Origin of the sequence: Bradyrhizobium sp. CCGB20, assembly GCF_024199855.1 — a bacterium.
Lineage (GTDB): Bacteria > Pseudomonadota > Alphaproteobacteria > Rhizobiales > Xanthobacteraceae > Bradyrhizobium.
In genome coordinates, this window is sequence record NZ_JANADN010000001.1 from 1,573,970 (window position 1) to 1,596,510 (window position 22,541).

General features: G+C 56.4%; 20 protein-coding genes. 15 read left to right on the plus strand and 5 right to left on the minus strand.

Annotation, left to right across the window (positions count from 1 at the left end; all coding sequences use genetic code 11):
- Nucleotides 1-22 precede the first annotated feature (22 nt).
- Nucleotides 23-262, plus strand: a complete 240-nt coding sequence (locus NLM15_RS07290) for a hypothetical protein (RefSeq protein ID WP_254116326.1) — start codon at nt 23-25, stop codon at nt 260-262.
- A gap of 722 nt (nt 263-984) precedes the next feature.
- Here NLM15_RS07290 and NLM15_RS07295 read toward each other — a convergent pair.
- Both NLM15_RS07295 and NLM15_RS07300 read right to left on the minus strand, forming a co-directional pair.
- Complete coding sequence (locus NLM15_RS07295) at nt 985-1,992, minus strand: LLM class flavin-dependent oxidoreductase (RefSeq protein WP_254124166.1); 1,008 nt, start codon at nt 1,990-1,992, stop codon at nt 985-987.
- Nucleotides 1,993-2,053: 61 nt separating this feature from the next.
- On the minus strand, nt 2,054-3,145 hold the full coding sequence (locus NLM15_RS07300; protein WP_254116327.1) for a histidinol-phosphate transaminase: 1,092 nt from the start codon (nt 3,143-3,145) through the stop codon (nt 2,054-2,056).
- 878 nt (nt 3,146-4,023) lie between these two features.
- Here NLM15_RS07300 and metC point away from each other — a divergent pair.
- Nucleotides 4,024-5,316, plus strand: a complete 1,293-nt coding sequence (metC, locus tag NLM15_RS07305; protein ID WP_254116328.1) for a cystathionine beta-lyase — start codon at nt 4,024-4,026, stop codon at nt 5,314-5,316.
- Between the two features lie 858 nt (nt 5,317-6,174).
- On the opposite strand, the gene NLM15_RS07310 is transcribed toward metC, so the two are convergent.
- Nucleotides 6,175-7,074 (minus strand): LysR family transcriptional regulator, encoded by a 900-nt coding sequence (locus NLM15_RS07310; protein ID WP_254116329.1) that lies wholly within the window; start codon nt 7,072-7,074, stop codon nt 6,175-6,177.
- Nucleotides 7,075-7,984: 910 nt separating this feature from the next.
- On the opposite strand from NLM15_RS07310, the gene NLM15_RS07315 reads away from it, so the two are divergent.
- The 3 genes from NLM15_RS07315 (at nt 7,985) to NLM15_RS07325 (ending at nt 9,404) form a co-directional block, all read left to right on the plus strand.
- A complete protein-coding gene (locus tag NLM15_RS07315) occupies nt 7,985-8,197 on the plus strand; it encodes a hypothetical protein (RefSeq protein ID WP_254116330.1) in 213 nt (70 codons plus the stop codon).
- A 220-nt stretch (nt 8,198-8,417) separates the two neighbouring features.
- Entirely contained in the window at nt 8,418-8,876 is a 459-nt protein-coding gene (locus tag NLM15_RS07320; RefSeq protein ID WP_254116331.1) for a MerR family transcriptional regulator, read from the plus strand.
- Nucleotides 8,877-9,020: 144 nt separating this feature from the next.
- Nucleotides 9,021-9,404 carry an ABC transporter substrate-binding protein gene (locus NLM15_RS07325; RefSeq protein WP_254116332.1) on the plus strand — a complete coding sequence of 128 codons (384 nt, stop codon included), beginning with the start codon at nt 9,021-9,023 and terminating at the stop codon, nt 9,402-9,404.
- On the opposite strand, the gene NLM15_RS07330 is transcribed toward NLM15_RS07325, so the two are convergent.
- Nucleotides 9,386-9,574 (minus strand): hypothetical protein, encoded by a 189-nt coding sequence (locus NLM15_RS07330; RefSeq protein WP_254116333.1) that lies wholly within the window; start codon nt 9,572-9,574, stop codon nt 9,386-9,388. The genes NLM15_RS07325 and NLM15_RS07330 overlap by 19 nt on opposite strands.
- Before the next feature lie 195 nt (nt 9,575-9,769).
- Between NLM15_RS07330 and NLM15_RS07335 the strand changes: the two genes are divergently transcribed.
- Nucleotides 9,770-10,018: a hypothetical protein gene (locus NLM15_RS07335; RefSeq protein WP_254116334.1), complete on the plus strand. Its 249-nt coding sequence runs from the start codon at nt 9,770-9,772 to the stop codon at nt 10,016-10,018.
- Nucleotides 10,019-10,210: 192 nt separating this feature from the next.
- Here NLM15_RS07335 and NLM15_RS07340 read toward each other — a convergent pair whose 3' ends face one another.
- Nucleotides 10,211-11,206: a LysR family transcriptional regulator gene (locus tag NLM15_RS07340; RefSeq protein ID WP_254116335.1), complete on the minus strand. Its 996-nt coding sequence runs from the start codon at nt 11,204-11,206 to the stop codon at nt 10,211-10,213.
- A gap of 958 nt (nt 11,207-12,164) precedes the next feature.
- On the opposite strand from NLM15_RS07340, the gene NLM15_RS07345 reads away from it, so the two are divergent.
- The 9 genes from NLM15_RS07345 to NLM15_RS07385 all read left to right on the plus strand — a co-directional run bounded on the left by NLM15_RS07345 (nt 12,165) and on the right by NLM15_RS07385 (nt 22,295).
- Nucleotides 12,165-12,758, plus strand: coding sequence for a NodA family N-acyltransferase (locus tag NLM15_RS07345; RefSeq protein WP_254116336.1), 594 nt, complete (start codon nt 12,165-12,167; stop codon nt 12,756-12,758).
- A complete protein-coding gene (gene nodB / locus NLM15_RS07350; protein ID WP_254116337.1) occupies nt 12,755-13,414 on the plus strand; it encodes a chitooligosaccharide deacetylase NodB in 660 nt (219 codons plus the stop codon). Before NLM15_RS07345 ends, nodB begins: the two co-directional genes overlap by 4 nt.
- 14 nt (nt 13,415-13,428) lie before the next feature.
- A complete protein-coding gene (nodC, locus tag NLM15_RS07355) occupies nt 13,429-14,793 on the plus strand; it encodes a chitooligosaccharide synthase NodC (protein ID WP_254116338.1) in 1,365 nt (454 codons plus the stop codon).
- 9 nt (nt 14,794-14,802) lie between these two features.
- Nucleotides 14,803-15,432, plus strand: coding sequence for a nodulation methyltransferase NodS (gene nodS / locus NLM15_RS07360; protein WP_254116339.1), 630 nt, complete (start codon nt 14,803-14,805; stop codon nt 15,430-15,432).
- 12 nt (nt 15,433-15,444) lie between these two features.
- Nucleotides 15,445-17,151, plus strand: coding sequence for a nodulation protein NodU (nodU, locus tag NLM15_RS07365; RefSeq protein WP_254116340.1), 1,707 nt, complete (start codon nt 15,445-15,447; stop codon nt 17,149-17,151).
- Between the two features lie 9 nt (nt 17,152-17,160).
- Entirely contained in the window at nt 17,161-18,075 is a 915-nt protein-coding gene (nodI, locus tag NLM15_RS07370) for a nodulation factor ABC transporter ATP-binding protein NodI (RefSeq protein ID WP_254116341.1), read from the plus strand.
- A complete protein-coding gene (locus NLM15_RS07375) occupies nt 18,075-18,863 on the plus strand; it encodes an ABC transporter permease (protein ID WP_254124167.1) in 789 nt (262 codons plus the stop codon). The genes nodI and NLM15_RS07375 overlap by 1 nt, the downstream gene beginning before the upstream one ends.
- Nucleotides 18,864-19,018: 155 nt before the next feature.
- Nucleotides 19,019-21,076, plus strand: coding sequence for a carbamoyltransferase (locus tag NLM15_RS07380; RefSeq protein WP_254116342.1), 2,058 nt, complete (start codon nt 19,019-19,021; stop codon nt 21,074-21,076).
- A 232-nt stretch (nt 21,077-21,308) separates the two neighbouring features.
- The gene (locus tag NLM15_RS07385) at nt 21,309-22,295 is read left to right on the plus strand and encodes a nodulation protein NodZ (protein WP_305887429.1); all 987 of its coding nucleotides are present in this window, start codon (nt 21,309-21,311) and stop codon (nt 22,293-22,295) included.
- Nucleotides 22,296-22,541: the final 246 nt, after the last annotated feature.

Sequence of the window (22,541 nt, forward strand, 5' to 3'; positions counted from 1 at the left end):
AGAAGAGTGATGGAGCTGAGTTATGATCGTTGAATACACGCCGGAGAGCGACGTCCGTCTAACGGATCCCTTCGACTTTTGCGGGTTTAAGCTCGTGTTGAAAGGTCTGCTCGGCGGCGTCCCGACGCTGCGACGAATTGCGATCGTCGATCAGGACAATGCGTTGGTTTCTATCGATCTGTTGCCCAATCTGCCTGAGTGCCCGAAGGGCGATCGAGGGTGGGACCTAGCATATGTTGAGATGATCGCTGGCGCACGCTAAAACGGCTGGATAGATCTCACAACAAACGCGATCCGCGCACATGTCGAAAGAGAGGACTGACCAGAGAGCTTCCGCCGCCTCCGAACAGCAAGACGTTTATGCAACCATGGGCTTAAACCTTTCATCTTGCCATTGTCAAACCTTTCAAAGTCACGACTTCCGACTGAAAGAGCCAAGTCGTGCGATTTGCGCCAACAGAACTGTGGGACGCGCTGCCTGCTTGTGATGCCTCCGCAGATCGCTATGCTGGAGTGGATCGCCGCCGCAGCCAGCGAATTGTGATACTCGGGTGTCCGGCCTGCAATAGATCGCAAATGCGTTCGCATGGACGATGTGAGCATCTCCTAGTATGTTCTAGAGACCCATGTCGCCCTTTATGGCTCCCCGACTTTCGAGCTTCAAAAGACTGGCCGGGCGTCAAGGCGGGTTGGGAACTTGCGTCACGGCCTCGCACTACAAAACGTGAGTGCCAAGAATGAGGGTGCGCGGCTTCATTCTCAGGGACGAGATCTTGCGGCGGACTTCGTCCTGATTGCGGACAGCAGACCGTAGCTCAGAGGAGGAGAAGCGAAAATTTATTTTGATGCCGCACATTAGTTGGTGCGTTCCTTCGGAGATGAGGCCTGGTGAACGGAGCTATGCAGGCGTCATAGTGCCGCCTGCATGGCGCATGTCCGTTTGCTAGTTCATCAAACGAAATCGCTGGATGGCAAGCCTCATGTTCAGCCAACACCCGCGGCGACTTCAGACCGGATAATGGCAGCGGTGTTCAACGAAGCACCTAGGGGGAGGTCCCCAAATGCGAGCTGACAAAGAAGATAGTTGGCTCCCGCCTCTTCGAGATGATTAAGAAGAGTTTGGCGGATCGACGCGGCCGTCCCGGCAACACACAATTCACTTTCGATTGCTGCATCGAAGGTTAGGGGCAGGTTCGGCGGAGTGGGGATGTTGTTGCGATCATAAAGAAACTTGAAGCTGTTGAGCCATCGATCGTAGGCAGGCGCAGCCAGTGAATAAGCATCCGCTTCAGACCTTCCGGCTACGACCATGCGGAGCAAGCCAAGAAACGGGGGCTGACCATTCGCCTCTGAGTGCTGTTCCCGATGAAAGCGGTATGCGTCAGTGACCCTTCTAACGGACGTTGAAGGACCAAGGCTCGCGATGTTTGCACCGATCTCAGCAGCCCAACGAGCCGAGTCTGGTTGATTTACGGCGATCCATGTCGGCGGGTGCGGCCGCTGATGCGGCGTTAACGTCAATGGAACGTTGTCTAATCGATAATGACTACCCTCATAGGATAGCGCGCCGCCCCGCATGGCTTTAACAAGGATTTCGCTGGCTTCAGTATAACGTCCTGGTGCCGCGTCTACACTGACCCCGAAATATCCCAATTCAACCGGAAGGGAGCCGCGTCCGATTCCAAGCTCAAGCCGGCCGCCGCTCAAGTGGTCCAGCATACATGCTTCTTCGAAGGCTCGCAGCGGATGATGAAGGCTAAGCAGCATAACCATCGGGCCGATGCGAAGATGTGTTGTGCGTTGTGCGACACTCGACAAGAACAGGTTCGGTGAAGGGCTTCTGCCATGTGGCGTACAATGGTGCTCTGCTAGATGATAGGCATAGAATCCCAGCCGATCGCATGCCTCGGCGAGCAGGAGGCGATCGTCATATTGCTTGGCGGCATCACGACCGTCCGCGTCCAGATGATCGAAGATGCCGAACGCCAGCATTGGAGAAAGAGTATTGTTCACTTAACCACCTCGATTGCAGCAGGAGAGCTATCGGCCTAATTCAGAATGACGACCTGGAGATGTCATTGACAGCTGAAAGAAACGTATCCATTTGCACTTCTGTGCCAATCGCAATGCGTATGCAGTCTTCGAGACCTGTTTCCGGAAAGAATGCAACAAGCACGTTCTGCCTCCGCAATGCGGCTTGCCACCAGGCGCCATCGTGTTCGCCCGGCACGCGAGCAAGTAAGAAATTCGCGTGGGAGGGCAAGACAGTGAATCCAAGTTTCGACAGCTCAATTGTCGTTCTCTCTCTTTCAAGCATGATACGCTGATGATTTTCCTCGAACGCGCCTCGATGTGCAATGATGCTCGCGCCGACCGCATGTCCGATCACATTCATGTTGAAGAGGTTCTGCATGGTACGAAGTCTGCCGACAAGCTCGGGGTGACCGAAGCCGAATCCGACGCGAAGGCCCGCGCTGGCATAGCTTTTCGAAAAAGTTCTCAGCAGCAGAAGATTCGAATAGCGATTGACGAGCCGCAATCCATTATCAGGCGCAAAATCGACGTAAGCTTCGTCGAGGACGATCAGTCGTTCCGATTGTGCTACGAGCCTTTCGACGTCGGCGATCGGAACGAACGTTCCGGTCGGATTGTTCGGATTGGCTAGCACGATGAACTTTGCGTCTCTGGCGAGACCGAAAAGCAATTGATGCGTTGGCAAGGAATGCGTCTTGCCCCACCCGATCTCCAGAAACTGAGCTTCGTGCAACATGGCGAGCTTGCGATTGAACGAAAATCCGGGAGATACCATCGCTACAGTGTCGCCTGGCGCAAGGAATGCTTTGTAGATGAGGCCGAGGAGTTCAGACGATCCGTTCCCAGCGATCACCTGATCGACGGAGAGGCCGTAGGCACAGGCCGCCGCCTGTCTTAGCCCGACGTTTTCATCCTCCGGGTACAGATAATGCCGCTCAAGAGCGGAAATCGCGCTTTGTCGGACGATCGCTGGCAACGGAAATGGGTTCTCGTTCATATTGAGTTTGACGCAATTTGCGTCGGGCCCGATGGGAGCGGGCGGTGGAACATCCAACTGCTTTGCCACGTGTGAAAGGGACGAGAGTGCGCTTAGCAGCCTTGCGTCTGACATGTGGTCGCTCCGTCGAAAAGCATGGTTCTGAGCATGGCGATGGTCCGATCTGGGTGAACACGCGGGTATTTGGCCTATGACTTGCGTGCCTGCAGGTCGACCTTCTTCACAGTTGGTGGAAGCGGAAAGTCACGCGTTTTAGTAGCAACCTAATAGTTGTAATGATCGTCTGACCTAAACGTGTGTCGGTCGAGGCTTGTCTTGCGACGGGCGAGCCGGTCGGACGTGTGCCCATGATCAACAAGCGGAAAATAGCCGAGCAGGTTGTTGTTCGACTTCAGCGAAGGTCCATTGTTGGACTGAAGAACTTCATCGCTGTCTCGATGAAGGCTGCTGACTGAGAATTCGGACAGAACGGTGTCTGATGTTCGACAACGGTGGACATAACGTATGCCCGCGGGGCGGCAGCTGGTCATGCTTTCGATGCAGTGGCAACGTGGTTGCTGTCTAGCAGACACACACAGATGCTCTCGGGTGCTTTCTTTATCGAGTAGCGTGACAGATCGACGCGGCGCAAACATTTGCGTTTGAAACATTCACAGTCCTCATTCGAAATTATGAAAGGCACCCATGCCTCCCAATTCTGGTAGTGTACAACTTGACCTTACGTTCGTTTCAAGGGGGTCGTTAGCATTGGAGAATGTGCCACACTCGCTACAGCGGACCCTATCGCAGTAAGAGCGCACTGCATCGCCAGACTATTATCGTCTGAGTGACCAAAAGCGCAGCGCAGCATCCAGCCGACAAAATCAGGCGAACCACAAATTGGCAAAGTCGCATCGGATTCATTGCTCAAGAGGCATGATGATCAAGCTGCAGTAGCATCGCGTGAATATTGGCATTGATGTTGCACCCGCCATGCAGTCAAAAGCGCCCAGATGGTGTTGCGACTGAGCGGGAAGGGAATGCGATGGAAGAGAACTGTTGATGAAGGATCTGAACCCGACAAGGGCGAACGAGACGCGGAAACCCTAGTTTGTCATCTGGGTCGTGCGCCGGCAGAGCATGCGGGGATGGTGAATGTGCCGATCTACCGCGGTTCCACCATTGTTTCGGAGACCTTGGAGGAGTGGGATATCCGAAACAGAGACAACCCTAGTTATGGTCGCTTTGGCTCGCCGCTGTCCCGTGCGCTTGAAGCCGCCGTTTGTAAGTTGGAGGGCGGCTTCCGGTCGATTCTTTTCCCATCAGGGCAGTCTGCCTGCACTCACGCGCTGCTTGCGTGTCTGAAGGCAGGCGATTCTGTTTTGATCAGCGACGGCGTTTATGCGCCTGTGAGAGCCTTTGCTGACGACGTTCTTGCGAGGCTGCAGATCAAAGTACAGTATTTCTGTCCAATCCAGCCAGCAGAACTGGCGGCAAAGATCAGCGCAAGTACCCGAGCCATCTATCTGGAATCCCCGTCGTCCGTGACCTTCGAAGTTCAAGATGTACCAGCACTCGCGGCGATTGCACGTCAGTCGGACGCGCTTGTAATCATGGACAATACCTGGGCGACACCTCTGTATTTCAAACCTTTTGAGCATGGGGTCGATATCTCGATCCAGTCGGCGACAAAGTACATCGTCGGCCATTCCGATGCGTTTCTTGGCGTTGCTACTGCGAATGAAGCGGCATGGCCCGCGCTGAAATCGACTGCCCACCATTTCGGCGAAATCGGCGGACCAGATGACATTTATCTGGCCCTCCGAGGACTGCGTACTCTAGCTTTGCGCATGAAGCAGCATTGGGCAAATGGTCTCATTCTGGCGCAAAGCCTACGGACGCATCCAGCTGTCGACAGAGTATTGCACCCGGCCCTTCCTGAGCATCCCGGCCACATCATATGGAAGAGGGATTTTCTGGGCGCCAGTGGCCTCTTTGGGATTGTTCTAAAGCCAATATCGCGGGAACAACTTTCGGTTCTCTTCAATAGCCTGCGCCTCTTCGGGATAGGTCTATCCTGGGGCGGGTATGAAAGCCTCGCGTTGCTTGTCGAGCCGCCAAAACGAACAGAAGTTCCGCTTGCGTTGGCAGGACCGCTGATTCGCATACATGCGGGCATGGAGAGCCCCAATGAGCTGATCGCGGACATGCATAACGCGCTGAACGCCGCCTGCGGCGCTGCAGTTGATGAGATTGTGCGCTCGGAAATGAGCGAACTCGTAAGTCAATGCCAAATAGTCAGCTAACATTGCGATTTTGATCCTAGGTCGTGTCGCAGGCGGCGCCTCGAGACTGCGGCACAGAAGACCCTCACAATCGACCATGGAGTAGTCGTCCGAAGAAGGCCCGATGAGGCCGGCCATGCCACGTTTCTAAGGTACAGTCCACGTGCTCTTTCCCACATGGAGCATGCTCGCTCGGCGAGTTCAGACGCTCGTCGAGCGCCAGCAGTTTATCATGGGCCCATGCGGAACCGGAGCGGCAAAGAAGTGATCCGCTGAGCTCTGTTTAATATTGCAGCCAGCTCATCGAGTTCGGTGGCCATTGGCAAGACCATCGGGAGCGGAAGTCGCAACCGAGCGAGCTGAGGTCGCGGCGCATCGGCCATCACCTGGAACGACAACAACGGAAATGACCGCTTTCCCTCGCCTCGGCGATCGCTGCCTCAAGAACGCGTGGCAGCTGATTGGCGCCAGAAGCGAGCGCACATAGTGGCGACATTCCTTGAAGTGGATCTCGGGTTGTTTCCTGGAAATATGATGTCTCGATGTCTGACGAAAGAATGTGAACGGCAATCGCCAGCACCGGCACGCGCGATCGACGACGATAAGGCCGTTGATGAGGTGTGGATTGCCTGACCCGCAGCTTCCGGCGCAGAACGCGAGCGCGCCGATCGGACGAGCCTTTGCACTGGCCGCGAAAGCCGCCACTTGCTCGCGTCGGGCTTAAAGCCAATCGACATGTTCTAATCATCGGATCGCATCGATAAAGCCGTTCAGGCGATCCTCGACGAGTCCCTGACGCGCTTGACCTCACCTCAGCAAGGGTTGGCGAGCTGATTAGCTCGGTCTGTGCCAAGCCTGACATGCTTATTGGACCGCAATTCAGTCCTCGCCGGAATGGTTTTCTCCGCGCGTGCAAGCCACCAGATCAAGCCAGGCCCGTGCGGCATGCGACAGGTAGGCGCCGCGGCGCCAGATCATTGCAATGTGCCAGTCCGTACCGGCTTCGTCGAGCGGCACCTGGGCGATCGGAAGATGCTTGCGTTGCTCTGCGATCATTCGTGGCAGAAAGGCGGCCCCCATGCCCGCAGCAGCAAGCTCGACGATAAAATCGATTTGGCTGCTGCGGGCGGCGATGCGCGGCTCGAAGCTGTGCCGACGGCAGGCGTCCAAAATTGCGCGGTTCAATGCAAATCCGGTGTCGAAGAGGATGAGCGGCAGCTCTCGCAATGCCGGAAGTTCAACGGATCGGCACTGAGAGAGCTTGTGGCCAATGGGAAGCAGAACAGTGAGGGGCTCGCGTTTGACGTCCTGCCATTCAAAGCTTTCTAATTCGGGGAGGAGCGAGGCCGCAAGTTCAATCTCCCCCGATAGCATAACCTCTTCGAGCCGCTCGCATCCGCACTCCACGAGCCGGATGTCGACGCCTGGATAACGTTTCCGATAGATCGCAAATAGCTTTGCGAAGAGGATGCCACTGCCAATCGGCGGTAAGCCGAGCTTGAGAACGCGGCATTTAAGGCCGCGTAGCTCGTCCAGTTCCGAAATCAGATCGTCCCGCTCCAGCAGTATCTTGACCGCACGCCGGTAAACAATTTCGCCGGCAGTGGTAAGCTTGCTGCGATGGCCGATGCGATCAAGTAATGGCACGCCAACCTCCTCCTCAAGCTGCCTCACCGCCTTGCTGATTGTAGATTGGGTCGCGAGTACGACTTTGCCGGCCTTGGAGAACCCGCCTCGTCGTACGACCTCCACGAAAGCGCGTAATGTCCGAAGCTCCATGCGGCATTCCAAATTCGAATAGACGTTAGTCGATCAATTCATTCGGTGAAGATCCGAGAGTCCGCACCGCGCGACAGCCCAACATGCAGGCTGAAGAATTGTATCCTCGTTCCTGGTTCGTTTAGAGCCGGTCTCTCTCTTCTGATAGAGTTTGTCGTACATATTGATCATGCTCTTGAAGTTTGCGGCGAGAGCGTGAGCCCGCCCGTCTCGCTGCATGATGCGAGTGTCGCAGCGTGGTGCCATGTTGGTGCCGCCACAGCGCAACAGCGGATTCATTTTCCGCTAGTAGCAGCATTCCGTTTGAATGCAATCGGGAAACCAGATCGGCTCAGCGCGGCTGAGCCTCTCGGATCGGCACCTTCCACGTCGTCTGTTTTCAAAGTCGAGCAATACGGGCCCGATTAGACCTCGCGGCGCGCTGCTGAGGCGTTTGCGGAAAACGGGTAAGGGCCTCCTCGACATGATGAATAGGTCGAGCGGCACGGCGTTCCGGTGAATACCACCTTTTGTTTCGGGGAGCGTGAATAACGGCGCCTGCAGCGTTAGGCGTCCGAAGAGTGCTAACTCCTTGGGACGTTCATCAAGTGTGGGTGATTCGGTACGAGCAACGCCCGCGGGAGAATCTGTAAAAGCCCGCGCGATAAATGCCGCGGCGCTGATCTCCCCACCTAAATGCCCCTGATGGTTTGGGTTACATCAGGGGTGTAACGGCTCCGCATGCGCATTCAGTAGTAAAAATTCATTAGTAAAAAATGCATTCGCGCGTCTCTATCGGGCCGGTGTGTATTCATGTTGGATCGAGCGACCATGTGCATTGTCTCGCGCCGCAGGTCGGTCTTCTTTTTGCCAAACGCCCTTGCAAGGAGCCGGGCCGTTGGCGCGATGTTTGACAGGACAGACAGTGCAAATGTTGCAAGTACAAATCGGTGTCTTCGATCCGGAAGATCTTTCAATGATGGGGGCGATCTTTGACGAAGCGGTAGCGGCATTACCGGTGAGTATGCGAACTCCCGTCAATCGAACGGAGATCGCCAAGCTTGTGCTTGGGCGTACAGCCGCCAGTGAGGCCCAATTGGTCCTCCTAAAAAAGCTGATGATGGCCATCGCGTCCGCCGGTTAGGCCCGGCAGCGGTTCTTCGGTGGATGCGCCCATGCGACGTCATCCGACGCCAGTCTAGTAGGGCGGTTGCTTGCATCTGGCATGTCACGACCGCCTGCTGATGGGTTTTCCTGGAAATCGCGGTTCGATTCGCCGACGGAAAGTTGGCAAACGCGGTCTGCAGGTTAAAACCGCTTGATTCTCACGTGACGTCAGGTTGTAGTTTTGAAAACTGAGAAACATGACCAGATCTACAGTATTCAGGCGTCGATGGAGACGCATCGGTGAACTTGCGGATGCGACCGGCGTGACGGTGCGCACTCTGCGTCACTATGAGCACACGGGATTGCTGGCAGCCTCGCAGCGCACGTGCGGTGGTCATCGGATCTACGACTGCGATAGCGTCAGAAGAGTTTATCACATTTTGGCTCTTCGTGAGCTAGGATTCTCTCTTCGAGAGATCCGGAAAGCGATGGAGGGTAGAACTTCGCTTCCTGATCTATTGACCGAGCAACTGGAACGGGCGGAGATTCAAGTCGCGCGTGCAACCCGGTTGCGCGATCGTTTGCGCAACATCACGAAGGGTACGGAATCCGAAGTCAGTGTAGATGAGCTGCCTGCTCGCCTTGATGCAATGTCGCAAGAATGCCGTGGACAAGCGCGGCGGCGTGCGCGCGCCCCGGATGATGCTGATCGCTAGTCGTGGTGGCGTAAAGGGATGCGAATTTCGCAGGCTCCCCGCCAGATGGCGCGACGTTCGTGCGACTAGCGAAAACCGCAACTCAGCTGATGAAAAGTCAGAGCAAGCCTTAGAGCATAAGAGAATCGACGTCAGGGGCCTCAAATGGCGGCGTGCTTTAGTGTGAGTTCAGTTGCCGGTGCAGCGATTCTTGCTTCTGTCCTAATCTCCGTTGCGGCGGCGGACGATGTCTATATTGCCGCGGCAGGCCCCATGACAGGTAGCAATGCGGCGGTCGGTGCGCAGATGCTTTACGGCGCTAGTGTGGACGACTTGAACTCTTCCGGACTGCTTCGCGATTTCAACATCAAATTGACCGTCGCCGACGACGCTTGCGATCCGAAGCAGGCGGTCGCGGTGGCGAATCGGTTGGTTGCCGACCAGGTTAGGCTGATCGTTGGCCTCTATTGCTCCTCTTCCTCAATTCCGACGTCTACTCCGAAGCCGGAATTGTTCAGATTTCGCCTGGATCAACCAATCCTCAGCTGACCGAGCGAGGTCTCAAGACGGTTTTTCGCATCTGCGGCCGCGACGATCAGCAAGGCGTAGTGGCGGCCAACTATATCTTGCGCCACCATTCCACAAGCAAGATTGCCGTCCTTGACGACAAAAGCACCGCTGGCAAGGGCGTCGCAGATGTCGTTGCCGCTCGTCTTCATGATGCACGCCTGCGGATCATCATGCGGCAAAGCTATAATGCTGGCGAAAAGGATTAGACGGCCCTGGTGTCCAGGATGAAGAGGGAAGGGATCAAAATCGCCTATATGGGGGGCTACTACACGGAGATGGGCTTGTTCGTAAGGCAAGCCTCAGACGCACACGCTAGTCTCACGGTCATAGCTAACGATCCCTTGATGACCGGCGAGTTCCGGGCGATTGCAAGCGGTGCCGCAAGCGGCAGTCTTTTCACATTCATGCAAGATCTCACCAAAAACGCGCGGGCGGCCGACGTGATCGCCAGATTGAAAGCATCAAACCTGTCTGCGGAAGGCTACACGCTTCACGCGTATGCCGCCGCACAAACGTGGGCCGAGGCGGTGAAGCGGGCGGGCTCCTTCAATGCGACGCGCGTGGCGAAAGTACTTCGTTCACAAGAGGCTTAGACCGTGGTTGGCTAAGTGCGGTCTGATGCCAAAGGTAAAAATGCGTCTGCCGGCCTCGCAGTCAATCGCTGGCGAGACAGCGCCATTGAGGTGATTGAGTAGCCCGATATCGTACATGATCTGTCGGATGGTGCCGTCCGTTAGAATCCGATCGAGGCCGAGGAGCGGGAAATGGCTCACGAACCGCGATTGTCATTCCGAAGGATCTGCAGCCGTGTCTGTAGCCAGCGAAGAGTGGCTCGCCCGATGCCCTGGTCGAGTCTTAGAACCGGCGCGCTGAGGAGCCAGCCGGGCTGCCTCCTGCAACAGAACCTCGCGCATCCATATGCTTGCTGGATCGGAGTTGTGAAGGGAAGGCCATTGGAGGGCCTCGGTGAAGCCCGGAAGCGGTACGGGAAGTCTGGTGATTCGCAGCGGCATTGTTTTCGCGAAATACTTCACCAGCGTTGTGGGCATGGTCGCTATTCGATTGGTGCCCAATAGCATGGGAGGGATCATGCTAAAGCTCTGCACGACGACCTCAATGCGTTTCCTGAGGCCGTGCTGTTGCAAATACCACTCGTCTAGGGCGGGCACGCGAGAGCGTCCGAACTTGACCACAACATGCCCCATCGACATGTACCTTTCGAATGTAAGCGGCCCTGATAGCTGCTTGTTCGAGCGGCAGCCGACGCACACGAGTGTCTCGTCAAAGAGTGTGGCTTTGGGGTGCACGTCCGACGTGTATATCTCGGGCACGATCAGAAAGTCGACTTCCGCGCGTTGGAGAGGGTGATCGAACGGATCCCCGAGATGCATCAATTCGAATCTGATGCCGGGAGCGTCTCGCGCGACACGCTCAACGACGTTTCGGAACAAAACGATCGTAGCAAAGTCCGACAGGCAGATCCTAAAGACCCGATTGGAGTCGCTCGGATTAAACGTATCCCTGGAAGTAATGGAGAACTGGATGTGAAGCAGAGCCTCGCGAGTTGGGGCCGCAAGAGATTCAGCACGTGGAGTCGGGACAAGCTCGCGCCCTCTCATCGTAAAGAGCTCATCTTTGAAATACGTCCGTAGGCGGCCAACCGCCGCGCTCATGGCGGGTTGGCTCAAGTTGATGCTACGTGCTGCTGCCGTGAGGCTGCGCTCGGTCATTAGTGCATCGAGCGCGACGAGGAGATTCAGATCAAGTCCTCGGAAACGCATTGTCATCTATCCGCAGTGTAGATGTTTCTCATCCAAACAATCGATTTACCAGTTCGCGCCGCACCGGTTAGGAAATCTCCAGTCCCTGAGCAATAGGACAGGTTTCGGAGAAGCAGGGCGTGGCACCTCAGACCCCAACAATCGGTGATGGAGTTGTTTCCGTGGTCGCGCGCAACTGGTTGGCCGAACATTCGTCATTGTATTGTCACATCCCAAAACACTGCACTGATTCCAGTCTTAACCGCTCGTGCGAACAATCGCCGCCTGTGCGCGCGGCGAGCCATTATGCCCCCATAAACAAAGCAAATAGGCGGCACCAGAGTGGTCGCGTGCACCAAGCTCAGTGCCAGATATCGGTCGAGGCAGATGAAGCCGCGATCAACATCATCGTGTGCCGCTCTCCATGCGCGCGATCGGCATATTTGCTATGTGGCCAGAGGAGCCTGAGGTCGTGTGCAGCGGAGTTGCCGCACCTTTGCTCGTGCGAGAGAATCTCTACAACGGTGTCGTCGCCCGTGGCAACTGCACGCCGCTCGAGAATGTCGCCAGGATCATGGTTTAAACCATCGTATAGCCCCTACATACCTTTCAATCGAACGTGTCTACCCCGATATGAATGGGTAAATGCGCGGTCATTCGATAGCTTGCTTGCTGCGCGCGGAGAATGGACGTTAACGAGCAATGAACGGAGACGGGCATGCAGGACAGTACACAGAGCGCCACCTGTAGCACAGCCGACAGCTACTGGTCCGGAAACGTTAGCGGCACTTAGCGGTAGCACGCCCGAAATCGCGGGCGCCCGCAAAGGCGAGCGCCATACGCGGCGCGGCCTGAGCGCCGTCAACAAAACAACATCATCCCCATTCGCTGACGACACCATCGAACGAGCACCGTCACCGGGCTCGTTGCTCACCTGATGCGTGCCTCAGGAACGCGGCAAAAAGCAGGAGAGTCTTTCATGCGCCCTCAGCTCCAGTGGAGGACGTGCTGGGAAAACGACTTACAATTATCCGACCACGTCGAAATCTCCGAGTTCTTTCGCAATGCCTACGGGCCGACCGGCGCATTTAACGCAATACCCTTTGAAGGCAATCGAAGCTGGGCTGGCGCGCGACCTGAGCTGCGCGTAGTTGGCTATGATGATCGCGGTGTGGCGGCTCATATCGGCGCGCTGCGCCGGTTCATCAAGGTCGGCGAAATCGACCTGTTGGTGGCTGAACTTGGATTGTACGCGGTACGTCCGGATCTCGAGGGACTCGGAATCAGTCATTCTATGCGCGTGATGTATCCGGTGCTGCGTGAGCTTGGTGTTCCCTTCGGGTTCGGTACGGTTCGACACGAACTGAAAGAGCATATCTCCAGGCTACTCGGCCGACCGGGCTTGGCGACAATTGTTTCTGGGATTCGCGTGCGGTCCAGTCTCCCCGATATCTATGACAACTTGCCGCCAACTCGCGTCGATGACGTGCTGCTCGTGGTTTTTCCTATCGCGCGGTCCCTGAGCGAGTGGCCTGCGGGCGCTATCATCGAGCGTAACGGGCCAGAGTTGTGAAAGACGCCAATTGCTCCTTCGAAGCGCACCGTAAGTGCGCCAGCGACGCCGTCCGCCGCAGCGTCTATCTGACGTTTGATGACGGGCCTAATCCATATTGCACGCCGGGTATTCTCGATGTGCTCGCGGAATACCGCGCGCCGGCGACGTTCTGCGTTCTTGGCACATACGCAGCGAATGAACCGAAGCTGATTCGGCGGATGGTCGCGGAGGGGCATGAGGTCGCAAACCACACGATGACTCATCCGGATCTGTCAAAATGCGAGTCAACCGAAGTGCAATATGAAATCCTGACGACGAGTAGTGCCATCATGAGCGCGTGCCCGCAGGCGGCAGTGCGACGTGTGCGGGCGCCATATGGCATCTGGACCGAAGAAGTGCTGGACAAGTCAGCAAAGGCCGGACTGGCGGCTCTCTATTGGTCGGTAGATCCCCGCGACTGGTCCTGCCCCGGCGTCGATGCGATCGTCAATGCAGTGCTAGCATCTGTCCATCCTGGTGCGATTGTGCTCCTCCATGACGGATGCCCGCCCAACGAGTTGGGGCGGGGCATTGATGCCGGTCTGCGCAATCAGACGCTGAAGGCGCTCTGCCACCTAATCCCCGCCCTGCGCGATCGCGGATTTGCGATCTGCCCACTTCCTCAACTTCACTGAACAATCGGCGCCCTATGAACCTGCTTGCCACAACCAGCACTGTCGTCGTCTCGTCTTATGCCTTGCTTTCCGCAGTCTACAAGACCGTCCAGGCGCTCCATGCCTCGCCGACCCAAGTGTCGTCGGCATCTTCGGATGCAGTCACCCCTGAATCCATTCCGAGTGTGGATGTGATCGTACCATGCTTCAACGAGGATCCGCGCACGCTGTCGAAGTGCCTAGAATCCATTGCAAGCCAAGACTACGTCGGGCAGCTGCGCGTCTATGTTGTCGATGACGGTTCTGGAAATCGCGAGGATGTGGCGCCAGTCCACCAGGACTTCGCGCGCGACGCGCGGTTCAATTTTATTCTTCTGCAAAAGAACGTTGGAAAACGGAAGGCGCAGATTGCCGCGATCCGCCGCTCATCCGGAGAGTTGGTGCTCAACGTCGATTCGGACACAATACTCGCTTCCGATGTCGTCAGGAAGCTTGCACTGAGAATGCAAGATGCTGGGATCGGCGCGGCCATGGGGCAGCTGACAGCAAGCAACCGGAGCGCCAGCTGGTTAACTCGTTTGATTGACATGGAGTACTGGTTGGCGTGCAACGAAGAGCGTGCGGCTCAAGCTCGTTTCGGCGCGGTCATGTGTTGCTGCGGACCATGTGCCATGTACCGGCGATCGGCTCTCGATTTGCTGCTGGATCAGTACGAAGCGCAATTCTTTCGAGGCAAGCCGAGCGATTTCGGTGAGGATCGCCATCTCACGATTCTTATGCTGAAAGCGGGATTTCGAACTGAGTACGTTCCGGACGCCTTCGCCGCGACAGTGGTTCCGGACAGGTTAGGGCCCTATCTGCGCCAACAGCTCCGCTGGGCGCGGAGCACTTTCCGAGACACCTTGCTTGGATTGCGCCTTTTGCCAAGTCTCGATCGATACCTGACATTGGATGTTGTCGGGCAAAACCTCGGACCACTCCTTCTGACTCTTTCGGTAGTCGCTGGCATTGCGCAGCTCGCACTCACGGCTACCGTGCCTTGGTGGACAGTCTTGATTATCGCATCAATGACCATGGTGCGATGCAGTGTAGCAGCCTTGCGGGCTCGTCAGTCGCGATTTCTCGCGTTTTCTCTGCATACGCCCATCAATATCTGTCTGCTACTTCCGGTCAAAGCATATGCGTTGTGTACGCTGAGCAACAGCGATTGGCTCTCACGAAAGTCAGCCAAGGCATCCGGATCTGCCAAAGACCAGACGCTCAACCAGAGCCAGGAGCCTCAACCAGACGCCATCCAACCTTCAGGTCGCGCAGTGCCGATTCGGAAGTGGGATAGTCCGTACCGTACCTCCGGCGGTGACGCGACTGCGCTTGCAGCGGCGAGTGATCGCGCGGAGTAAGGAGCGGATATGAAGCTGGATGATAGTTACCAATCCTTAGAGCGAGAATTGGCTGCGGATGATCCGTGGCGCCTGGACGGCAATCCGTTCGAGCGCGAGCGTCACACGCAAATGCTCCGGCTTTCGCTTTCTAACGGCTTTATCACAAACGCACTCGAGGTCGGGTGCGCAGCTGGCGCATTCACGGAAAAGCTAGCTCCACACTGCGAACGACTTACGGTCGTCGACGTCATACCGCGAGCGATCGGTCGGGCGAGCCAACGAACGAAGCGATGGTCGCACATCACATGGATAGTGTCTGACATTCAACAGTTCTCGAGAACGGAGCGGTTCGATCTGATCGTGGTCGCTGAAGTGCTCTACTACCTGCACGACGTCGCGGAGATGCGTAAGGCCATCGGCAATCTGGTGCGAATGCTTGCGCCGGACGGTCATCTGATTTTCGGGTCAGCGCGTGATGCCACCTGCCAGGGCTGGGGACATGCTGCCGGTGCGGAGACGATCATCACAATGTTGAACGAAACATTGCTCGAGGTCGAGCGGGTACAATGTCAAGGTGGGTCGGCCAACGAAGATTGCCTGCTCGCCTGTTTTCGCAATTCGATCCGGTCTTCGTTCCCACTCCGAAAACGACCTTAGCATTGAGGCACTATGCGCATCTGTGGCATCAAGTTGACGCATGACGGATCCATCGCTCTTGTAGAGGATGGACGTCTGGTCTTTTGCATCGAGCAGGAGAAACGCGACAACAATCGGCGGTACTCAACCATCGACAACCTCGACACGGTTGTTCGCACTTTGGCAGAGCACGGCCTGGATCCTCGCGATATTGATCAGTTCGTCATTGACGGCTGGGACGGGGAAATCGAATCGGAATTTCAAGTCCCGAGTGGGACGGAACTTCTCACTCTCAAAGGTGCTCCGTATGTTGAACGACCCGAGGGACTCCTCTCTTCACGCGAGGGAGTTGGTCTTGTGCTCGACGGCAGGAGTTTCTCCTACAGGAGCTATGCACACGTCGCAGGCCATGTTGCCTCCGCGTATTGCACTAGCCCGTTTGCGAAAGCGGGAGAACCCGCTTTCTGCCTAGTGTGGGACGGCTGCATCTTTCCGCGGCTCTATCGTGTAGAACCCAGCGGCGGCCGGTTCCTCGAATGCCTCTTCCCGATCATAGGCCACGCCTATGCTGTGGCGGGCCACTACTTTGGGCCCTACCGGCAGCCGAACCGGACCAACTGGGACCTTGGTGTTGCGGGAAAGCTGATGGCCTATATCGGCCTGGGGGCGCCCGATGAAGACATTGTGACAGTGTTTAGGGAGGTTTATGAGAAGTGCTTTGCGGCCGACACAGAGTCCGCTCGGCGTTACCGCGCGAACATAAGTGACGCCGAGGCCTCACTTGCGGCTACGCATGACTTCTTCGAGGAGAGCGCACTTCGACTAGACGCCAAGCGACCCGAAGATATACTCGCATCATTTCATGTCTTCCTTGAGCGTCTGCTCGTGCGGGAGATGGGACTTGCTTTGCTTCGGCATTCGTACTTTCCGGGACCGCGCAATCTATGCATAGCCGGAGGTTGTGGTCTTAACATCAAATGGAACAGCGCCCTCCGTGCAACCGGCCTGTTCGACGCTGTATGGGTCCCACCATTCCCGAATGACAGTGGCTCAGCAATCGGAGCCGCGTGCTCGGCCATGGCAGTCGACAGAGGTTTCGTGCCACTGGAGTGGTCGGTCTATAGTGGCCCCGCCCTCACATGCAGCGATGCATCCGCGGACTGGGACGCCTCGCCGTGCAGCATAAGTGAGCTTGCTGCGCTCCTCGCGAGCAATAAGCCCGTGGTGTTCCTTGCTGGTCACGCCGAGCTGGGACCACGCGCCTTGGGTGGCAGAAGCATTCTTGCCGCAGCGACATCGCAAGGAATGAAAAACTATCTCAACGACACCAAACTTCGTGAACACTTCCGCCCCGTTGCGCCGATATGCCTGGAGGACCGAGCAACCGACATTTTCGATCCCGGATCACCGGACCCTTACATGCTTTTCGATCATCAGACTCGGTCAGAGTGGCGAGGCAGAATTCCAGCCATTGTGCACCTTGACGGATCTGCACGATTGCAGACGATTAGCAGAACATCCCAGCATAAGGTTGCTGAACTGCTCATTGAATATGAAAAACTCACCGGCATTCCGCTGCTTTGCAATACCAGCGCCAACCACCATGGACGTGGGTTTTTTCCCAATGTCGCAGCTGCGTGCAAATGGGGTCGCGTCGAACACATCTGGTGCGACGGTCTGCTCTGGACCAGAACGCTCGAAGGCAAGGTGCCACCATCCGAACTGGTTCGGACAAGCTGAGATGAGCGCATGTCGAGCGTAGCGATCGATCTCGCCGCTGTAACCAAATCATACCGCGGCAAAAGTGTTGTCAACGGGCTGACTTTCACTATTGCGGCGGGAGAATGCTTCGGACTGCTCGGACCGAATGGCGCCGGTAAGAGTACCATTGTGCGTATGATACTCGGCATGACGCCGCCGGATTCTGGCAAGATCACGGTGCTCGGCAAGCAGGTACCGACACACGCTCGCTTGGCACGCGCAGGCGTGGGCGTGGTTCCACAGTTCGACAATCTTGAGAACGGGTTTACGGTACGCGAGAACTTGCTGGTGTTCGGGCGATACTTCAGCATGAGCGCGCGCGAAGTCGAGGCGGTCATTCCATCACTGCTCGAGTTTGCTCGCCTCGAAAGCAAGGCGGACGCGCGTGTTGCTGAGTTATCGGGCGGCATGAAGCGGCGGCTGGTGCTGGCTCGTGCGCTCATCAACGACCCGCATCTGCTCATTTTAGACGAGCCAACGACCGGTCTCGATCCGCACGCGCGTCATCTGATCTGGGAGCGGCTGCGCTCGCTACTTTCGCGCGGCAAGACTATTCTGCTGACGACCCACTTTATGGAAGAGGCGGAGCGGTTGTGCGATCGGCTGTGCGTCCTGGAGGAAGGGCGCAAGATCGCCGAGGGAGAGCCTCAAAGCCTAATCAACGAGCAGATTGGCTGTGACGTTATGGAGATTTATGGCGGCAATCCGCGCGAAACGGTTGAGCTGATCAGGCCTTACGCACAACGCATTGAATTGAGCGGCGAGACCATCTTTTGTTATGCGCCGAATCTGGAGCAGGTACGGAAGCAGTTGCGGGGGTGTGCTGGTTTGCGCCTTCTCGAGCGTCCGCCGAATCTCGAAGATGTGTTCTTGCGACTTACAGGACGCGAGATAGAGATATGATGAGGATAACGTTTGGCGCGGCCATGCCTGCCAACGCGCTCAATTGGGTCGCGGTATGGCGTCGCAATTATTTGGCATGGAGAAAGGTTGCTCTTGCTTCGCTTGTCGGGAATCTCGCCGATCCAATGACGAATTTACTCGGACTTGGCTTTGGCCTCGGATTAATCGTTGGTCGTGTGAACGGGACTTCTTATGTCGATTTTCTCGTGGGCGGCATGGTCGCGACCAGCGCGATGACCTCCGCGAGCTTCGAAATGCTTTACGCGACATTCGCCCGCATGCACACCCAACGGACTTGGGAGGCAATGCTGTGCACACAGCTTACGCTTGGCGATATCCTGCTCGGTGAAGTGGCATGGGCAGCCAGCAAGGCCCTGCTGGCCGGCACAGGCATTACTATCGTTGCTGCCGGACTTGGCTATGCCGCATGGCCATCCATGCTCTACGCGCTACCGGCAATCGTTCTTACTGGGGTCGTCTTCGCCAGCTTGGCAATGGTCGTCATATCGATGGCGCCAAGCTACGACTACTTCGTATTCTATCAGACGCTGGTCGTTACACCCATGATCTTCCTCTGCGGCGCTGTGGTTCCGACGACTCAGTTGCCCGCCGCGTTTCAACTCGTGGCGAGCCTGTTGCCGTTGCAGCATTCGATTGAGCTCATTCGCCCGGCGATGCTTGGTCGGCCAGCGGACGGCGTTGGCATGCATATTGTTGCACTCTGCATCTATGCGGTCGTGCCGTTCTTGTCCTCGGTTGCACTGCTTCTTCGGCGTCTCATGCGCTGAGAGACTGTGGCGGCAAATATGATGAACGTAGAGTCGTTGGTGAGAACGGTAATCTCGCACGGTTTCTTGGATCGGTAATGCCGGCCCGATGCATGAAGCGGCGAGCGACCGCGCGCCATGCCCCAATAGAATGCCTACAGTGAATGGAGAGTAACATGCTGTGTCTCGGAGTGAGCGGTGGACTAGACAAGGTTTATGAATGTCGACCCGAGCTTCCAAGCACATTTCTTCACGACGGCGCTGCTGTGCTCGTACGGGATGGACGTGTGATTGCGGCCGTCGAAGAAGAACGCCTCAATAGGATTAAGCATTCTAACAAGTTCCCAAGCCAGTCGATCCAATATTGCCTCGATGCTGCAGGTGTTCGACTGAGCGACGTGGATCGCATCGCTTTCTATGCGACCGAAGCTTACTGCAATGCCATGCTCGAGCGGTTGTTTGTTTTGCAGCCCTCAGACTCTATTCCAATGGATGCCCGGCTTTTGCTGCGGGGCATGCTGGCGCAGGAGTTCAGCACCGAAGTGGATCCGTCTCGCGTCTCGTTCGTCAGTCATCACCAAGCGCATGCGGTAAGTGCATTCGCGATGTCCGGATTTGAGCGGGGTCTGATCCTTGCGATCGATGGCGGGGGTGAGTTTCTCTCTGGCCTCGTTGCGATCGGGTCTGGAACCGAAGTTAATCAACTCGAGAGCTTCCCGGAGAGTAACTCTTTGGGTTTGTTCTACCTAGAGACGATCCGATATCTGGGCTACGGCTTGTTCGATGAGTACAAGGTCATGGGCCTTGCCCCTTATGGTGATCCCGCTCCTTATCGCAAGCTGTTTGAGCAGTTCTACGAACTCTCCGAGAACGGGCGATACAGGCTGTACCTCGATCGCATCGGTCCTGCATTGGTCCGCGCTATTCAGGTCCGGCGAAGAGGAATGCCATTTACTCAGCAGCATCGAGATGTCAGTGCGTCCTTGCAGGAAGCACTTGAACGAATCGTATTTCACATATTGCGGCATTATCGCGAAGACACCGGCCTGAAGCGGCTTTGCTTGTCTGGTGGAGTGGCCCACAACTGCACCATGAACGGTAAGCTGCTGTATTCAGAGCTCTTCGAGGAGATCTTCGTGCAGCCTGCAGCGCATGACGCTGGCTGCGCCCTAGGCGCTGCACTGATGGCATCCCAAGAGGTCGGTCAGCCCGCGCCACGCGAGCGGCTTCAGGAGGTCTATTGGGGCCCCGGTCTCGGGCCCGACCGGGCCGTGGAGGGGGAACTGAATGCATGGGCTGGGCACCTCGTCATTGAACGCAGCGATGACGTGGCAGGCAGAGCGGCCGATTGGATGGCAAACGGCGCCGTGATCGGATGGGTGCAGGGTCGATCGGAGTTCGGACCACGTGCGCTTGGCAACCGCAGTATCCTAGCGGACCCCCGACCTGCAGCGAACAAGGATCGCATAAACGCGATAGTCAAGAAGCGCGAAGGCTATCGACCGTTCGCGCCCTCTGTATTGGAGGAAGATGCATCCGAATATTTCGAGCTCCCAGCCAGGACAAGAGAAATCCCATTCATGAATTTCGTAGTTCGCGTGCGCGAGGCCAAGCGCGGCTTGCTGGGCGCCATTACACATGTCGATGGCACCGCGCGGCTGCAGACTGTGTCCCGCAGATCAAATCCAACCTACTGGGGTCTTATCGATGAGTTCAAGAAACGAACCGGCATTCCAGTTCTGTTGAATACCTCGTTTAACAATAATGCCGAACCGATCGTAGCTTCCGTTGCAGACGCTATTGCGACATTTTTGACGACCAAGCTCGATGCTCTCGTAGTCGGGCCGTTTCTGGTGAAAAAGCGGACTGCAACGCTTGACGATTGGTGCTCGCTCGCGGTTTCATTGCCCCTTTATGCATCTTTGCACCGCGTCCGCGCTCATACAGCACGAGACCGGCAGGAGACAGTCTGCGAGATCCGCACGACATTCTCCGGCGGTGACAGTGTGCGCATTTCAGATGAGGTGTTCGATCTGCTGATGCAGGTCAAAGGCGAGGCCGTCCTCCGCGACCTATTCAACTCGATGGCATTGGATCAAGCCGATCGCGAAGCTCTCGTCGAAGAGCTCTGCAGCTTGTGGGAACAGCGCCGTATTCGTCTGCACCCTCCTTCACGCGCGACTTGCGCGGAGGATGGTCGTGATCAGATGAAGAGCCAGCATAAAGCTCGATGAATGCATACGGCCACTCATTGTTCGAAATGTGCGCGTTGGGGGGCCATAAAGAGAACGCACGTCGGTGATCGCGCGTGCTTAATCACAATCGAGAGGATCGCCACTTGGTTGAGGCTGTTCTAGGAGGCCCTTTGCTGGCACCGCGAACGGTGATGACGGATGAGGCCGTCGGGCGAGGCCGTGCGTCTAGTTACCCGATCCCGAATACTGCCGAGATGTCCAGGAAAGTAACATGCTTGTTGATCTGCCTATGAAGGAAAGGTTCGTTGTTTCTCGACGACGTACTGGTTTTGGTGATTGCTTGTGGTCCCTCGCGGCTGCCTGGCAGTACGCCAAGCGGACAGGGCGTACACTGGTCATCGATTGGCGCGGCTCTTGTTATCTCGATGAACCCTTCACCAACGCCTTTGGGGTCTTCTTCGAGCCAATTCAAAGCATCGCGGGCGTACGCGTGATTTGCGATGAACAGATCAATCAGCTCTCATTTCCGGGGCCATTCTTTCCAGCTTGGTGGAATAGGCCATCCATCGACTGCGTTTATCGACCAAATGAGCAGATTTTTCGCGAGCGTGACGAGCTCCGGAGGCTCTTCGAAGATCAAAATGATACTCACGCGAATACTGTAGTATGTGATGCTTGTTTGATGTGGGGTTGTGATCAGGACGCGGAGCGACAGATATTTCAGGCGGTCAAGCTGCGGTCGGAAATTCAATCGCGGATTGATGCAATTTATCAGGAGCACTTTGGCGGCCGCAGCGTAATAGGTGTTCATGTTCGACACGGCAACGGTGAAGATGTCATGGGGCACGCACCTTACTGGGTAGATCCGCAGCTGGCCTTGGGGCAGGTATGCGCTGCCATTGAAAAGGCCAAGGCGTTGCCCCACGCAAAGCCAGTTACAGTATTTTTGTGTACGGACAGCCCGAAAGTGCTGCGTCAGGTGTCCGCCTGGTTTCCCGACCTCTTTTCGATCTCAAAGCGCTTTCAAGCGGATCAGGCAGGACCATTACACAGTGCAGAACTGGGCGCGGAGGGTGGGTTTTCTGCCCTGATCGAGATGTACCTCCTCGCTCGATGCGATACCGTAATCCGTTTTCCGCCGACCAGCGCCTTCACGCGCTATGCGCGCCTTGTCGCGCCACGCGTTATTGAGTTCGATTTGAACGATCCGAGCCGTTTGATCGTCTTCGATGGGGAGGCCGTTCGCAAGAACTCGTAACCTGCAGAGCCACACGCGTGCGGCTCATGCCGCCTTTTGCATTTGCTGTGTCGTTACGCCGCCGGGTGCGTTGGCAAGGGATCTTTCAAGGACCACCGAGCCGAGTGAGGGGAACAATCTTCCTGGGTTCGAGATGAGCCTCGACAATCGTGCCGTTAGAGCATTTCATTGCTTAATTGGATTGGAGGGGATTCCGGTTTTGGCGGATTGTGATTCAAGATGCTGACTGGATTGGAGGCCAGCATC

What these genes read in the sequence shown, in the direction of transcription:
- NLM15_RS07290 (WP_254116326.1), top strand. Translation starts at nt 23, where the DNA reads ATGATCGTTGAATACACGCCGGAGAGCGACGTCCGTCTAACGGATCCC.
- NLM15_RS07295 (WP_254124166.1), bottom strand. Translation starts at nt 1,992, where the DNA reads ATGCTGGCGTTCGGCATCTTCGATCATCTGGACGCGGACGGTCGTGAT.
- NLM15_RS07300 (WP_254116327.1), bottom strand. Translation starts at nt 3,145, where the DNA reads ATGTCAGACGCAAGGCTGCTAAGCGCACTCTCGTCCCTTTCACACGTG.
- metC (WP_254116328.1), top strand. Translation starts at nt 4,024, where the DNA reads ATGGTGTTGCGACTGAGCGGGAAGGGAATGCGATGGAAGAGAACTGTT.
- NLM15_RS07310 (WP_254116329.1), bottom strand. Translation starts at nt 7,074, where the DNA reads ATGGAGCTTCGGACATTACGCGCTTTCGTGGAGGTCGTACGACGAGGC.
- NLM15_RS07315 (WP_254116330.1), top strand. Translation starts at nt 7,985, where the DNA reads ATGTTGCAAGTACAAATCGGTGTCTTCGATCCGGAAGATCTTTCAATG.
- NLM15_RS07320 (WP_254116331.1), top strand. Translation starts at nt 8,418, where the DNA reads ATGACCAGATCTACAGTATTCAGGCGTCGATGGAGACGCATCGGTGAA.
- NLM15_RS07325 (WP_254116332.1), top strand. Translation starts at nt 9,021, where the DNA reads ATGGCGGCGTGCTTTAGTGTGAGTTCAGTTGCCGGTGCAGCGATTCTT.
- NLM15_RS07330 (WP_254116333.1), bottom strand. Translation starts at nt 9,574, where the DNA reads ATGAAGACGAGCGGCAACGACATCTGCGACGCCCTTGCCAGCGGTGCT.
- NLM15_RS07335 (WP_254116334.1), top strand. Translation starts at nt 9,770, where the DNA reads ATGACCGGCGAGTTCCGGGCGATTGCAAGCGGTGCCGCAAGCGGCAGT.
- NLM15_RS07340 (WP_254116335.1), bottom strand. Translation starts at nt 11,206, where the DNA reads ATGCGTTTCCGAGGACTTGATCTGAATCTCCTCGTCGCGCTCGATGCA.
- NLM15_RS07345 (WP_254116336.1), top strand. Translation starts at nt 12,165, where the DNA reads ATGCGCCCTCAGCTCCAGTGGAGGACGTGCTGGGAAAACGACTTACAA.
- nodC (WP_254116338.1), top strand. Translation starts at nt 13,429, where the DNA reads ATGAACCTGCTTGCCACAACCAGCACTGTCGTCGTCTCGTCTTATGCC.
- nodS (WP_254116339.1), top strand. Translation starts at nt 14,803, where the DNA reads ATGAAGCTGGATGATAGTTACCAATCCTTAGAGCGAGAATTGGCTGCG.
- nodU (WP_254116340.1), top strand. Translation starts at nt 15,445, where the DNA reads ATGCGCATCTGTGGCATCAAGTTGACGCATGACGGATCCATCGCTCTT.
- nodI (WP_254116341.1), top strand. Translation starts at nt 17,161, where the DNA reads ATGTCGAGCGTAGCGATCGATCTCGCCGCTGTAACCAAATCATACCGC.
- NLM15_RS07375 (WP_254124167.1), top strand. Translation starts at nt 18,075, where the DNA reads ATGAGGATAACGTTTGGCGCGGCCATGCCTGCCAACGCGCTCAATTGG.
- NLM15_RS07380 (WP_254116342.1), top strand. Translation starts at nt 19,019, where the DNA reads ATGCTGTGTCTCGGAGTGAGCGGTGGACTAGACAAGGTTTATGAATGT.
- NLM15_RS07385 (WP_305887429.1), top strand. Translation starts at nt 21,309, where the DNA reads ATGCTTGTTGATCTGCCTATGAAGGAAAGGTTCGTTGTTTCTCGACGA.